This window comes from Leptolyngbya sp. 'hensonii' (assembly GCF_001939115.1).
Classification (GTDB): domain Bacteria; phylum Cyanobacteriota; class Cyanobacteriia.
Genome location: NZ_MQTZ01000019.1, coordinates 191,811 through 206,408 on the forward strand (window position 1 = coordinate 191,811; position 14,598 = coordinate 206,408).

Here is a 14,598-nt window from a genome sequence, read left to right on the forward strand (position 1 = left end):
GGTTATTGCCTCTTTTTTTCGCCACGCATGAGTACTGCCCAAACCTACCGCCAACCAACCAACTTTCCTTTGGCCGCTATTATTGGGCAGGAAGCCATCAAGCTTGCCCTACTTCTTTCTGCCGTTGATCCGGGGTTGGGGGGTGTGGTGATTGCCGGTCGTCGGGGAACGGCCAAATCTGTGATGGCGCGAGCGTTACACAGTTTGCTGCCCCCGATCGAAGTGGTCCAGGGGTCCCTCTGTAACTGTGACCCCAATCGACCGGAGGAGTGGGATGAAGATACAGCCAGAAGGGCAGCTATTGCTCCATTGGTTCCCACCGAGATCATTCCTGCCCCCTTTGTCCAGATTCCTCTGGGGGTAACCGAAGATCGGTTACTGGGATCAGTGGATGTGACCCAATCCATCAAGCGGGGCGAAACCGTTTTCCAGCCAGGGCTACTGGCGGAAGCCCATCGGGGTGTGATGTATGTGGATGAAATTAATCTGCTGGATGACCAGATTGCCAATCTGTTACTGTCTGTACTGACAGAGGGGCAAAATCAGATTGAACGGGAAGGCATCAGTGTGCTTCACCCCTGTCGTCCCCTCCTGATTGCTACGTATAACCCTGAGGAAGCCTCCCTCAGAGAGCATCTGCTCGATCGGATTGCGATCGCCCTCTCTGCGGATCAAGTGTTGGGCCTGGATGAGCGGGTTGAAGCCGTCGATCAGGTGCTCAGCTATGCCGAGTCGCCCCAGGACTTCCTCAACCAATATGCTGAAGACCTCGACAATCTGAAAACTCAGATCGTGCTGGCCAGAGAATGGCTGAAGGATGTGCAAATTACCAGAGATCAGGTGGCCTATCTGGTAGATGAGGCTGTGCGGGGTCGAGTTCAGGGCCATCGGGCAGAACTGTTTGCTGTCCGGGTCGCGAAGGCCCATACTGCCCTGGAAGGTCGAACTGAGGTTACGGCAGAAGATTTGCGGCGGGCGGTGGAACTGGTGATTGTGCCCCGGGCCACCGTGGTAGACATGCCCCCAGAACCACCGCCACCGCCCCCACCACCGCCCCCACCACCGGAGGAGCAGCAACAAGAGGAGCAGGAGCAAGAGGAGCAGGAGCAGGAGAACCCGGAGGAACCTGAACAGGACCCACCCGCCATTCCGGAGGAATTTGTGTTTGATGCGGAAGGGGTGATTTTGGACCCATCCGTTCTGTACTTTGCCCAGATGGCGGCAAATCGTCGGGGCAAATCAGGGGCCCGCAGCCTCATCTTTTCCCAGGATCGGGGCCGTTATATCAAGCCCATGCTACCGAGGGGGCAGGCGCGGCGGATTGCCGTGGATGCCACCTTGAGATCGGCAGCCCCTTATCAGAAGTCGAGACGCCAACGGGCCAGTGCCGAACAATCTGGCAAGCGCGTCTTTGTCGAGCAGTCGGATATTCGGGTAAAACGGCTGGCCCGGAAAGCAGGGGCTCTGGTGATCTTCGTGGTGGATGCCTCCGGATCGATGGCCTTGAACCGAATGCAGTCGGCTAAGGGAGCGGTGCTCAGGCTTCTGACAGAAGCCTACGAAAATCGGGATCAGGTGTCTCTAATTCCCTTTCGGGGAGAACAGGCTGAGGTGTTGCTGCCCCCGACCCGATCGATCACGGCAGCTCGTCGTCGGCTGGAGAAAATGCCTTGTGGTGGCGGCTCGCCCTTAGCCCATGGGCTTTCTCAGGCTGTACGTGTAGGGATGAACGCTCAGAAATCTGGAGATATCGGCCAGGTCGTGATTGTGGCAATTACCGATGGTCGGGGCAACATTCCCCTGGCCCGATCCCTGGGAGAAACCCTGCCAGAAGGGGAAAAGCCCGACATTAAGGGAGAACTGCTAGAGATTGCGGCTCGTGTTCGGGCTCTAGGGATGCAACTGCTGGTGATTGATACGGAAAACAAGTTTGTTTCAACCGGATTTGCCAAGGAAATGGCCCAGCATGCCGGTGGGACCTATTATCATTTGCCGAAGGCTACAGACCAGGCGATCGCGGCTATGACCCGTACCGCGATCGCAGATATAAAATCCCGGTAGAAATCACGATTAATCGTGTTTCTACCGGGATGGAGGTCCTGATTAGGAGATCAAGATTGAAGGTGAGAATGGGGAGTAAAGACGCGATCAATCACGTCTCTATGGGTCCGTTTGCAGGGTTTGGGGTTGAAGGAAAGCCATCATCTCCTGCAGACCGCGCTGAATCCGCCGGGTCACCGTCATCGGGCTCACCCCAATTCGCTCTGCCACTTCCTTCCGCGACAGGTCACTGAAAAATACATACTCGATCGCCGCCCGGGTCTTCTCTTCCAATTGACTCAAGGCTCGCTGTAACTGCTGCCGGTCCTCTTCCAATCCCTGCAACATTTGATAGTGGGCATCCGGTAGCAGGTCCCCCAGGGTCATGTTCGACTCTTCCTGCCGGGACACCGTCGCATCCAGACTCAGCAGGGAGCGGTTCTTGCCTGCCAGCTTCACTTCCCGCCATTCCATCACCGAAACACCCAGAGCCTCCGCCACTTCTGCGTCGCTGGGTTGGCGCTTCAACTGTCGGTTCAATTCTTCCCGTACCTTCTGACCTTCCTTCTGCAACTCCTGCCAGCGGCGGGGAATTTTGACCGTGCCCCCCCGGTCTCGCAGGTAATGCAGCATCTCCCCCCGGATGTAGGGCACAGCAAAGGAACTGAAGGCACAGCCCTGTTCCGGATTGAAGCGTTCGATCGCACGAATCAAGCCGAGGTAACCGATTTGTTCTAGGTCTTCGTAGGGTTCAGCGCACTGGTGGCTGACGCGGTGGGCAATCTTGCGGACCAGACCAGCGTTCAACCGGACCAGTTGATTGCGCCGGGAGACGGAAGGGTTGTGGTGGTAGGCAATCAACAATTCCATGCCACGGGTTTGCAGAGAGGGCTGAGTTGCAAGCATCGACGGAACACCTTCTACTTGAGTTAAGCCTATTGTCCGTAGATAGCCTTATAACAGGGATCGTTGTTTTACGGGATTCTGGAAGGCCCGATCAACGCAAATCAGCGTAAACACGTACATGTAAAGTCTCTAACACTGATTTTCAGGCCAGAAGGGATCTCCTGCGGAAGATGGGAATACTAGGTCATAACACCTTTGATTCGAGTCAAACCAAGACCTGCAGCAGTAATGACAGGTCTTTTTCATTCTTGGAAAAAAACTTTACAAATAGTTACAGTCTTGATCTGGATTGTCTCAATAGGTGAAGTTATGGACTGACCCGTAGACTTTCACCTCTGGTACGTGGGATCGATCGTCACCAGGAATCCTGTTATCTGTTGGGGATCCTTTGGTTCGGCGATCGGGGCGAGCGCAAGGTTGATTCTGGACTGCTTTTTGCCTGCTCCAAATTGCAGGATTCGATCGGGATAGTATTGCAACTGAGATGGGTCATGATTATGGGTGAGGGCAAGGGAGAACCATCGGGTAAAGTCTTCTCCAGCAATGTGGATCACCGTATGGATGTTTTTACCTGTCAATTCTTCAGGAGAGGTAAAGCCCAAGAGGTGGGCGACCCTGACGTTAGCCAGGAGGATCTGGCCCTGAAGATCGACAGCGATCAGACCATAGGGACTGTGTTGCAAAACCATTCGCTGGAGTTGCTCCTGTTGTCTGATCCGCTCAAATTGCAGCGCATTCTGGAGGACAACACCGGCCTGAGTATTGAAGGTCTCCATGAATTCCTGATCCAGATCGCTAAAACTGACTTTCCAGCATTCTGGGGCAGCAGGCCAGTCTTTAGGGTCATAGGGGGGATGATCTCCCTGTTTCCGTTTGTTCACCAATTGCATGACACCGATTAGTTGTCCCTCAGGGTTGCAAATGGGCATACAGAGCAGGTTGCAGGTGCGATAGCTGGCTCTTTGATCCGCTGTTTGAGCAGTCTCTGAACCTGGATGATTGTAAAGATCGAAAGGAATATTAAACACTTCGCCAGAAGCAGCGACCTGACCCGCAAAGCCGACTCCTAGCGGCAGGCGCAATTCCTTCAGGGAACCATCCTGCACGGGAATTTTAGTCCAGATATTTTGACCGGCTGCATCAATCAACCAAAGGGTACTACGATCGACATTCATCAATTGTTTAGCTTCATCCATGACTCGCTGCATGGTGTTATCCAGATCGAGGTTACTCTGGCCTAGGGCTTCAGTGGCTGCAATCAGGGCGTTAGTAGAACGCTGCTTCTGGGCAACTGCGTAGAGGGAGCGCGAGGCTTCCAGGGTGAGTAGAATCGAGGGAGCAAACTCCTGAAACACCTGTTCATCCTCTTCTGTAAAACCTGCCGGATCAATGCATTGAGACAGGGGAATAGAAGGTCCCGCTTGAGGTTGTAGTTTGTTAATCAGTTGGACCACCGCGATCAAACTGTTTTGCTCATCCAGCAGTGGCAGCGCCATCATGGTGTAGGTCCGATATCCGATTTGATCTTCGGTTTGCTGAGCTAGGGTAGAGCGAGGATCATCATAGAAATCAAAAGGGATGTTGACTTTATGTTTGAACGTGGCCACTTCACCGGCAATACCCCGATCGGCTGGAATCCGAATATCTAGCGCGCCACTTCCCCCCTGGGGCACGATCGAGTACAGCTCATTGGTCGCGTCGTCGAAGAGAAAAATCGCCGCCCGATCGGCACTGAGGAGCTCCGCAATTTTGAACGTGATGGATGAGAAAATCTCCACCAGAATCAGATCAAAGCCCTGAATATCGAGCATGGATAGGGTTTGATTCACGACTCTGAGCTTTTCCTCCACATCGGAAACGACTTGTTTGAACTGAAAAGTGAGGGGATTTAGCGGGGCTAAGAGTGCGGCAAATCGACTTTGTACAAGCTGGTTGTTTTTTTCCAGGTCAGCCGAGGGGCGAGATTCCGCCTCGATCGTGGCCTCAGCGATTTCCAGAATCAGATCGGTCCCGGATTCCAGTCCATCGTTGTAGAAGAGGGTATCGTTGGCGACATCTTCTAGTTCCAGAGATGAATGCTCCAGACTGCCCCCAGCAGAGACATCCCCCAGATCCGCCACAAATCGGTCATCAAAACTAGAGAAATCTACCTTCTCTGGTGAAGGGCTTCGGTTGCCAGGGGATCCGGGTTGATCATCCTGAACGATAGGAGCCCCCATGACATCGGTCCAATGGCCCCAATCGGGGGAATAGGAGGCAGGCCCCGATTCACTATTGGAGGAAGACTGGAGGGTGGTCTTTTCCAGAATTTGGGTCAGGGCAATCAACAGGCTATCCTGATCCGGCTGCGTTGCCGGTCGATCGCGATCCACCCGCTGGGCAAAAGCTTCAATCACCTCTGTCAGTTGCCGTTGTTCCAGTTCCTGGCTGGCATTGAGGAACTGATAATCTTCAATGCTGAGATTGCGATCGGTGGCCCATTTCTGAGCTTCCCTTAAAACCTGCCCCTGGAGGAGATGGGTGTCATCCCGACAACCGGACGCAAACCAGGCAGCCAGGGCTTCCCCATAAGCTGGGGGCCGCAGAGAGGCCAGGGCGTAATTCACCCAGGCCAAGTCAAACACGGCAGCATAGATCCGATTGCAGACCCTGAGCTTGCCAAACTGCTTCAGCACTAGCCCTGAGATCTGAAGTTCCATGCTCTCCGGACTGTCATCAGCCTTGATTTCCCCCACCTGCAGAATCTGTTTGTACAGCCGGAGCAATTGGGCGGTGCGTAGCCCCAGGCGGAGAAGACGATCGCGAATCGTCCGCAGATGTTCCGGTTCATCCTGGGATTCCCAGTTGGTGATGATGCCGGATTGGACAATGCGATCGAGCAGGGCTTTGGGGGGAGCAGCGATCGGGAATTCAGTCTCCGGACTTCCCCAGCGGGCGACCTGGTTACACAACTTCTGAGTCAAAAAGGGTTGCCCGCCAGTCCAGTCCAGAATTGCACCCATTACCGATCGGGGATCCCTAACCCGATCAGCAAATCCCTGGGACAGGTGCAGGGCTTCTTCCAGTTGAAAGCCAGTCAGTTCGATCGCCCGGCCAATATTAAACGGGGTGCGCCGTTTATCTTGAATCAGATCTGAGGGGGTGGCTACGCCGATTAGCGCGAAGGTGAGGCGGCGAAAGTCTGTTTTGTCAGCCCGACTGTTATAGCAATCTCGAATCGCGGCAAAAAAATCGTCCAGGCTGAAATTGAGGCTGAGCACACTATCAATTTCATCAATGAAGACGACAATTTTCTGCGTCACCAACCGAAGTAAGACGGATTCCAAAAATTTTTCCAATCGCCTAACTGGGGATAGGAATCTCAGGGAGGTCCACCAGGACTCCAAATCAAACTGGTGATACAGATTTAGACTATCCGCAATCCCATCAATAATCCCTGCATACCATTGTTCCGGCGTTACCTCCAGGTTTCCGATCGAGGTAATGTCAATAGCTACACAGGCGATCCCATCTTGTTGTAATCGGCGCATGGTTTGCACCCGCAAACTGGACTTGCCCATCTGCCGGGAATTGAGCACGTAACAAAATTCTCCTGCTTTCAAAGCCTGATAAAATTCGTCGTCCGCTTTCCGTCTGACATAGGTGGGAGACTCCAAGGGGAGTGCCCCACCGAACTGGTAGGAATAGGGGCTGGCAGGAGGACTGGCCATGGTTGCCGCTACCCCTGCCCCAGGCGATCGGCAAAATAAATCTGATACAGACCACACAGGGGCATGACCTCATTGCCCTGGGGTTTGACCAGGCCCATACTCCGAAGCTTAAAGGCTTTACTGGGATCAATGCGAACCGGACCATTCTGGTGAATCACCTGCCGAAACGCTGCCGTCAGTTCCCCATCTTCTTGTAAATTGAGCAGGTGACGGTGCAGGTGATCCCCGTAGATGCCTGCTTCAGTCGGGGCTTCCCGGAGCAGAGCCGCCAGGGTCATCCGTCCTCTAGCAATCTGGTACAGGGCCTGTCGGACCAGATAGGGATGCCCACCCACCAGATCCATGAGTTGCGTCACCTGGGCTTCTGACCAAGTCAGGCTATGGCGCTGAACCAGATCCCACACCTGGCTCTGGCTCAGTTCTGGTAGTTCGATCGGCAGTCCCACATTAAAAGGAGACTGATTGATATTGAGGGGAATGTAAACTTCCTTGGAATGGACAATCACCAGTCGAAGTTGTTTCCACATGTCTGCATTTTTAGCCGTTTCGTGCCAGAACCGGAGCAGGGCAAAAAACTCAGCCGCGATCGTCGGGTATTGAAAGATCTGATCGACCTCATCTAAGCCCAGAACCAGGGGACCGCCAATTTTGGGTAAAAGGTAACGCTGGAAGTAGTTAGTGCATTTGTTTTTGCTCCCCAGAACACCGTTCCAGTAAGTCTTCAGAGTGTTTTCAGGGTTCGATCGGGCGGTCAGGTTCAATTCATCTGTCACGCTGGCGGCAAACCACTGGAGAAATTGATCCAGCGTTTTCAGATAGTCACCATCGGCGGACTGAAAGTTAATGGCGACAGTTTTGCAGCCTTGGGTTTTCGCATAGTGGAGGATGCGGCTCATTAGGGAGGATTTCCCCATTTGGCGGGGAGCTTTAATGCGAATCAGAGCCCCTGGTTTGAGAATAGTGTCATAGCAATCAGTTTCAACGGGCGGTCGTTCAATGTAGAACTGGGACGTGAGACTGACCTGGCCTTCCGGCTCATCCAGCTTGAGCAGGGTAGGGAGGGAAGAGGAGGTTACGATCGTGGGTCCCTGGCAAGATTGCAAATGTCTGATGGCATTCAGGGCTTCGGTGGCATCCTGATAGCGCTGGCGATAGTCATAGCGAACCATCCGATCCAGGATGGTGGCCAGTCCAACCCCAACGGACAGGTCCAGCAAGGCACAGGTAATTTCGCTGGCAGGCTGTCCCTGCCTCAGATCGGTGAGTTGCAGGGGGCTGATACCTGTGAGGGCCTGTAGTCCGATCATGCCCACTGCATAAATATCACTGCTGCAGTGAGGGTTGCCTGCTGACTGCTCACTGGGCATGTAACCGGGGGTGCCGATCGCCATGGTGATTGTGCTTTGGCCTGGGGGAGTGGCCTTGCGATGGCGAATTTCTTTCACGGCTCCGAAGTCAATCAGCACCAGCTTTTGATCCCAACGGCGAATCAGATTCGCGGGTTTAAGATCCCGGTGAATCAGATGCTTCTGGTGGACGAATTCCAGGATCTCCAGGACATCCCCCAACAGTTGGATCACCTCTGGCTCCGCAAGCATCTGACCAGGAAAAATCTGATGATCCAGGGGATCGCCCTGAATGAATTCTTGCACCAGATAAAATTCTCCATCCTGCTCAAAATGAGCCAGCAGGCGGGGAATCTGGTCATGGCAACCAAGGTCATGCAGTTTTTCTGCTTCCCGCTGGAACAGGAGATGGGCCACTGCCAAAGTGTCTGGGTCCTGATACTGGGGCTTCAGTTGCTTGACCACACAAAGAGGACTGCCTGGAAGGTGGCTGTCTTGAGCCAAGAAAGTTTGCCCAAAGCCGCCACTACTCAGGGGTTGAATAATTTGATAGTGACCCGCCAGAATCTGTTGTGGCATGAGGGAACATTGAGCCCAAGCATTCCCAGACTACCGCCTTCTGTTATCAGAGGCTGTATTCTTTTTCAGAAGTTTAACTAATGTCGGCCATGACTGGTACAGACCCTTTACAGGGTTTTGAGATTGATCTCCTGCCAGAGGACTCGATAGAGCTGCAGGGGCTGATCTTTGCCCTTGACACTGGTGGGTGGCAAGAATTCTACCGGGGGCTGCCAGTTCCCCAGGCTATCCAGGGTGGCCTGGGAAATCAGAATTTCACTGGCTCCAGCGACATTGCAAATGCGACTGGCCACATTCATGGTGTCCCCAATGTGGGTGTACTGAATCAATTGGCGGGAACCAATGTTGCCTGCAGCAACTTTACCGGTATTGAGTCCAATGTGAATTTGCCACTGGAGATTGCGTTGCTGGTTCAGTCGTTGCATGGCCTGCTGCATCTCGATCGCAGCTTCTACAGCTCGCTTAGCATCATCCGCTTGGCGATAGGGAGATCCCCAGACAGCCAAGAGAGCATCGGCAATGTACTTCTCCAGGGTGCCCGCATAGTGGAAGACAATGTCTTCGACCATGACAGTGAAATACTCGTTCAGCAACTCCAGAATTTGGCGGGGCTCCATGCTAGCGGCCATCTGGGTGAAGCCTGTGATGTCAGAGAACAGGGCTGTGACTTCGGTCTCGACAATTTTTAGATCCTCTTCCCGCTGAATCTGCTGGCTAACGGCTCTGGGGAAAAACCGCTCTAACTTAGCCCGCATGACTGCTTCTGCCTGCATTTTCTGAGAAAGGCGGGTATTGGAGATGGCGATCGCAGCCTGATTTCCCATGGCAATCAGGAAATCCAGGTCTTCCTCGGCGAAGACATAGGCCTGAGACTGGTTATCGACGTATAAGACTCCGATCGTGGATTCGCTGGTTTGCAAGGGCACACACATTGAGGCGCGAATCGCCTGCTGCAAAATAGATTCTGTGGTGTCGAAGCGTTGATCAAGACGGGCATCATTGGTCAGGATAGCGTCACCCTGTTGTAGAACCAGTTCAGCGATCTGGGTGCTGTAAAGGATGTCCTCTGATGGATTGCCAAACCGGGATTTGACCGCCTTTCGTTCCAGGCGACCAGTGGCATCATTCACGAGCAAAATCACAGCCCGATCCACAGCCATGATTTCAAACAGCAGGTTGAGGATTTTCTCGAGCAGCCCATCTAGAGAACCCGGCGCAGATAATTCTTTGCCCACTTCCAGGAGAATCCGCAGTTTGTCCGTGTTCCGTTGAGTTTGGTCCTGACGCAATTTCAGAGCTGTGCCCTGAGGCATACTCTGTTCCAGTAATTGCCGAATTTCAATCCGACTTTGTTCAGGCGAAATGCGCCGCACGATCGAGAAGTTTTCTGTTTCGGACGGGAGGACTTCTGGGGCTAAATCTGGGGCAGGGAGGGTGAGGACAAACTTGCAGGCGACGTTGCCGAAACGAATCATATCGCCATCCTGGAGATTCCACTGCTGAACTTGAGCACCATTAACAAAGGTGTGGTTGCTACTTTGCAAATCTCGGACAGTGCTGTGATCGTCCGCAACGTCAATCTCAGCGTGGTAGCGAGACACGCTCCGACCAACATCTGAAATGGAAATGTGGTTATTTTGCTCCCGACCGATCGTATTGACGCCGGGTAAGAGCGTGAAGGTCTGACTATTATCGGTTTCGGAGTAGCAGATAAGAAACGGCATGGGCATCAGCAGTTAAACGATCTGTAGAGCCGTACCGATGGTAAGGCTCTCTCCCCGGAAGGGGCAACAGTTAGACCGGTATTACACCAATTGCATGTCTGATCTTAAATTTTCGGACTAAATCAGTCATTCTGTTACCCGATATCACAGTAAATTGCCCCTGAGGCTCTAGTGGGTGGCACGGTCTTCAGTCTTTAAGTCTCAGACGGTCCTCCCCGGGATGGGGAGAACGATACTGATTCGCGATCGCGGCTTTCCCTCTGATAGGGAATGCCCAGAGCAGTGGGAGGGATGGCCTGACCAGCCAGCCCAATCAATGCCAGCAATGCGATCCCATAGGGCAACATCACCAGTAACTGATAAGGGATATTGAGCCCGAAGGCTTGAATGCGCAATTGTAATGCTTCCGTTGCGCCAAATAACAGACAGGCTAGAGCAGTCCAGACGGGATGCCAGTGACCAAAAATCAAGGCTGCCAGGGCAATGAACCCCTTACCGGCACTCATGTCTTCTGTAAAGAAACGGACGTGGACCAGAACCAGGTAAGCGCCTCCCAGTCCACTGAAAGCGCCACTCAAGATCACGCTGACGTAACGGATCTGAGCAATGCTGAGGCCAACCGTGTCGGCAGCAAGGGGATATTCGCCAACAGCTCGTAAAGCCAGACCTGGGCCAGTGCGAAATAGAATATAGGTACTTAACGGCACCAGCAGAAACAGCAGATACACCAGCAAATCTTGATGGAACAGTACGGGACCCAGGATGGGAATCTGATCCAGGCCAGGAAGACCAAAAGCAGGAAATCCCTGAAATTGCTGAGAGTTCTCCCGAAAAACCAGACGGGAAAGGAAAGAGGTTAAGCCGCTGGCAACCAGATTAATCGCCAGACCAGAAACCAACTGATCAACCCGCAGGGTAACACACAGAATGGCATGGAGTAGCCCAACTAATCCGCCTACGACCAGAGCTGCCAGGACACCCAGCCCGTTACTGCCACTATAGAAAGTGACGGCTGCACTGCAAAAAGCCCCAGTCAGCAACATTCCTTCCAGGCCAATATTCAACACGCCCGATCGCTCGGACCACAGCCCTCCCAGGGCAGCGAAGGCCAGAGGCACTGCCAGCCGCAGACTTGCAGTCAGATAGTCCGTGAGGAAAAGCCCGCTATTCATGCCTGTTCCTCAAGTACCATGCTGACGGGCGATCGTTTCCAGAGATATTGTTCCAGAACTAAGCCGACCGCAACAAATAGAACAGTGAGCCCCTGAATGACATAGACTACAGTCACAGGAACCCCAGCGCTACGCTGCATCACGTTGGCCCCAGCTCGTAGCGCCCCAAAGAAGAGGGAGATGAACCCAATTCCCAGAACACTGCCCCGGCTCAGGAGGGCGATCGCGATCGCGTCAAACCCGTATCCGGGTGAGAATTTCTCGAAGAGCCGATACTTCAGACCCAGGACTTCTCCGGCTCCGGCTAATCCAGCCAGACCCCCAGACAGGGCCATAGCCAGCATGATGGTTCCTGGGACAGAAATCCCAGCATAACGGGCTGCGATCGGGTTCTGCCCGACTGCGTCAACCTGGTAACCCAGGGCAGAGTGCTGCAGAACGACCCAGAGCACCAGGGCTGCGCCTAGGCCGACCAAGATACCAGCATGGGCCTGGCTGCCAGCTAGAATGATCGGCAGACGGGCGGATGGCGCAATCATTGGGCTGAAGGGTGTCGGGGCTGCCGGATCTTTCAGGGGACCCGCCACCAGATAGCTGATCCAATGCAGCCCAATGTAGTTAAGGAGCAGGGTTGTAATCACCTCATTCACCCCACGCAGGGCTTTCAGATAACCGGGGAACCAACCCCACAGGGCTCCGAACAGAAAAGCTGCGGTCAGGGCCAGGGGGAGATGCAGCCAACCGGGTAGTCCAGGCAAATAAAGGCCCACGATTGTACTCCCCAGCCCGCCGAGGTAAATCTGCCCTTCGGCTCCAATATTAAATTGACCAGCCCGAAGGGCAACCAGAACGCCCAGAGCAGCCAGCAGGAGCGGTGCGGTCTTCGTAAGGGTGTTCCCAAATCCGTAGTAGTTGGCTAAAGATTCACGGAACAGAACCCCGTAAGCTTTGAAAGGACTGACTCCTGTCAGAGCAATTAAACCCGCTCCTACCAGAAGCGCGGCTGCGATTGCCAGGGTAGGGGAGAGCAGGGGCCGGATGGCCGGGACAAGCTGAGCTATTTTCACGGGGATGCTATTCCCATTCTGCTAAAAACTGCATTTATAGTCGGGACAGATGGCCTGGGTGGTTTACCAGGAGCTGGATGGGACTCACAACCTTGCCCTGATGGCGACCTGTCAGTCAACCGGTGTTGTGGGAGTTGTGGAGGATGTGCCTTGAAGGAGTGAAATTACTGAGGTTTGTTGAGTGATCCCGTAATACAGTACGTGATTGCGGTAGAAACCCAGTGGTGATACCTCTCCAGGCAGTTTTAGTCTGGCAGAAGATAGAAACAGAAGATTTCAGCCTCATTGTATAGGAGAGTCGAATGGATATTGTTGCAGATACTCCTAATCCTGAACGGTACACCTATTTCTTTGCCCTCTACGGTAGAAATTATGGCCATCAAACTGGCCTATTACATGTTCAACATGACTTTGACCTGCCCGTGAGAGATCTGCATCAGTTGATTCGTCAGCGAATTGACGATGTTTTAGGTGAAGACACTGCATCCTGTTATCAGATTTTTGCCCTTGCAGCCCCCGAACCGATTCCCTGCCTTAATTAGTTTTTTTGGGATGGGACGCCGGTCATCAGTAACCCAATCTGATCGATCGTTGCAATCGCAGCATTCAGCGTATCCATCAAGCGACCCTCATACAAAACGGCAATCCGATCGCTCACGGTCATCAGTTCATCCAGTTCTGTAGAGATATAGAGAATGGCCGCTCCCCGTTCTCGTTCCACCATTAAGGCTCGTTGTACAGCTTCTGTCGCACCCACATCCAGCCCCCTGGTAGGTTGCATGGCTACAATCAACGCGGGTTCTCCCGCCAACTCCCTGGCCAAAACGACTTTCTGCTGGTTGCCCCCTGACAGTAGGCTGACTTTCATCCCAGCATCGGTTGCCCGGATGTCAAATTTCTCGATCGTAGCCTGACCATGCGCCTGAATGGCCTCTTGTTGGAGAAGCCCGTGGCGACAGAAAGGGAGAACTCTAAACCCTTTGAGAACCAAATTGCGGGCGATGCTGAAGCTCAGCACCAGCCCCACCTTTTGCCGATCAGCAGGAATATAGCCGACCCTCATCAGTCGAAGTCGCTGTTGCAGGGGCCAATGGGTGATGTTTTTGCCTTGCAGATGAATTTCCCCCTGGACTGGTGATCTCAGGCCGGTGATCGCATCGACCAGTTCCTGTTGGCCATTCCCATCGACCCCAGCGATCCCCAGGATTTCGCCAGCATGGATTTGGAGGGAAAGGTTCTGTACAGCAGGGAGGGACCGATCATCTCGGACCTGTAGGGTGTGGATGGCTAGGACAATTGGCCCTGTTTGAGCTGGCGGTTTCTCGACCCGAAAAAGGACTTCCCGCCCCACCATTAACTTGGCAAGTTGCTCGGGCGTTGTGTCCTGGGGGCGGGTGGTGGCTACAACCCGCCCCTGGCGCAGGATCGTGATGGCATGGCAGAGGCGCATCACTTCCTCCAGTTTGTGACTGATGAAAATGAGGGTATGGCCCGTTGCCGCCAGTTGGCGTAATATGGCGAAAAAGCTGTCCACTTCCAGAGGGGATAACACGGCGGTCGGTTCATCCAGAATCAGGAGTTTGGCCTTCCGATAAAGAGCCTTGAGGATTTCAACCCGTTGCTGAGCCCCAATCGGCAGATCACCAACCCGGCTATGGGGATTAACTGGCAGAGCATAGTGATGGGCTAAGGCCGCAATTTTTTCCCCTTCTTGGTGTAAATCCAGGTTCCAACCAGAACCACTTCCCAGAATGATGTTCTCTGTCACAGTCAATTGGGGCACCAGCATGAAATGTTGGTGAATCATCCCAATTCCATAGTGGATGGCAACCCTGGGGCTGTGCAGGTGGATGGGGCGATCGTCCAGCCAAATCTGTCCCTCATTCGGTTGGTATAGACCACAGAGGATGTTCATCAGAGTGGTTTTTCCGGCTCCGTTCTCTCCCAGCACAGCATGAATGGTCCCGGCTTCTATGGCCAGGTTGATCCGGTCATTGGCCAGGAATGATCCAAACCGTTTCGTGATGCCTTCCAGTCGAAGGTAGGACATAAAT

9 protein-coding genes are annotated in these 14,598 nt (G+C 53.5%); 2 read left to right on the forward strand and 7 right to left on the reverse strand.

Annotation, left to right across the window (positions count from 1 at the left end; genetic code table 11):
* Positions 1-27: 27 nt before the first annotated feature.
* Positions 28-2,061 (forward strand): magnesium chelatase ATPase subunit D, encoded by a 2,034-nt coding sequence (bchD, locus tag BST81_RS07790; protein WP_075597956.1) that lies wholly within the window; start codon positions 28-30, stop codon positions 2,059-2,061.
* A gap of 99 nt (positions 2,062-2,160) precedes the next feature.
* Here bchD and BST81_RS07795 read toward each other — a convergent pair whose 3' ends face one another.
* The 6 genes from BST81_RS07795 to BST81_RS07820 all read right to left on the reverse strand — a co-directional run bounded on the left by BST81_RS07795 (position 2,161) and on the right by BST81_RS07820 (position 12,544).
* Complete coding sequence (locus BST81_RS07795; protein WP_075597957.1) at positions 2,161-2,946, reverse strand: RNA polymerase sigma factor SigF; 786 nt, start codon at positions 2,944-2,946, stop codon at positions 2,161-2,163.
* Between the two features lie 329 nt (positions 2,947-3,275).
* Positions 3,276-6,713: an AAA-like domain-containing protein gene (locus BST81_RS07800; RefSeq protein ID WP_143780260.1), complete on the reverse strand. Its 3,438-nt coding sequence runs from the start codon at positions 6,711-6,713 to the stop codon at positions 3,276-3,278.
* The gene (locus tag BST81_RS07805) at positions 6,665-8,581 is read right to left on the reverse strand and encodes an AAA-like domain-containing protein (RefSeq protein WP_075597959.1); all 1,917 of its coding nucleotides are present in this window, start codon (positions 8,579-8,581) and stop codon (positions 6,665-6,667) included. The genes BST81_RS07800 and BST81_RS07805 overlap by 49 nt, the downstream gene beginning before the upstream one ends.
* A gap of 107 nt (positions 8,582-8,688) precedes the next feature.
* A complete protein-coding gene (locus tag BST81_RS07810) occupies positions 8,689-10,305 on the reverse strand; it encodes an adenylate/guanylate cyclase domain-containing protein (RefSeq protein ID WP_075598016.1) in 1,617 nt (538 codons plus the stop codon).
* Positions 10,306-10,499: 194 nt separating this feature from the next.
* Positions 10,500-11,477 (reverse strand): ABC transporter permease, encoded by a 978-nt coding sequence (locus BST81_RS07815; RefSeq protein WP_075597960.1) that lies wholly within the window; start codon positions 11,475-11,477, stop codon positions 10,500-10,502.
* Positions 11,474-12,544, reverse strand: coding sequence for an ABC transporter permease (locus BST81_RS07820; protein WP_075597961.1), 1,071 nt, complete (start codon positions 12,542-12,544; stop codon positions 11,474-11,476). The genes BST81_RS07815 and BST81_RS07820 overlap by 4 nt, the downstream gene beginning before the upstream one ends.
* A 302-nt stretch (positions 12,545-12,846) precedes the next feature.
* On the opposite strand from BST81_RS07820, the gene BST81_RS07825 reads away from it, so the two are divergent.
* Positions 12,847-13,086 (forward strand): hypothetical protein, encoded by a 240-nt coding sequence (locus BST81_RS07825; RefSeq protein ID WP_075597962.1) that lies wholly within the window; start codon positions 12,847-12,849, stop codon positions 13,084-13,086.
* Here BST81_RS07825 and BST81_RS07830 read toward each other — a convergent pair.
* Positions 13,083-14,594: an ABC transporter ATP-binding protein gene (locus tag BST81_RS07830; RefSeq protein ID WP_075597963.1), complete on the reverse strand. Its 1,512-nt coding sequence runs from the start codon at positions 14,592-14,594 to the stop codon at positions 13,083-13,085. The two genes, BST81_RS07825 and BST81_RS07830, sit on opposite strands and share 4 nt — an antisense overlap.
* Positions 14,595-14,598: the final 4 nt, after the last annotated feature.

Excerpts from the sequence above, each read along its gene's own strand:
- bchD (WP_075597956.1), top strand. The coding sequence starts at position 28 with ATGAGTACTGCCCAAACCTACCGCCAACCAACCAACTTTCCTTTGGCC.
- BST81_RS07805 (WP_075597959.1), bottom strand. The coding sequence starts at position 8,581 with ATGCCACAACAGATTCTGGCGGGTCACTATCAAATTATTCAACCCCTG.
- BST81_RS07815 (WP_075597960.1), bottom strand. The coding sequence starts at position 11,477 with ATGAATAGCGGGCTTTTCCTCACGGACTATCTGACTGCAAGTCTGCGG.
- BST81_RS07825 (WP_075597962.1), top strand. The coding sequence starts at position 12,847 with ATGGATATTGTTGCAGATACTCCTAATCCTGAACGGTACACCTATTTC.
- BST81_RS07830 (WP_075597963.1), bottom strand. The coding sequence starts at position 14,594 with ATGTCCTACCTTCGACTGGAAGGCATCACGAAACGGTTTGGATCATTC.
- BST81_RS07810 (WP_075598016.1), bottom strand. The coding sequence starts at position 10,305 with ATGCCGTTTCTTATCTGCTACTCCGAAACCGATAATAGTCAGACCTTC.
- BST81_RS07795 (WP_075597957.1), bottom strand. The coding sequence starts at position 2,946 with ATGCTTGCAACTCAGCCCTCTCTGCAAACCCGTGGCATGGAATTGTTG.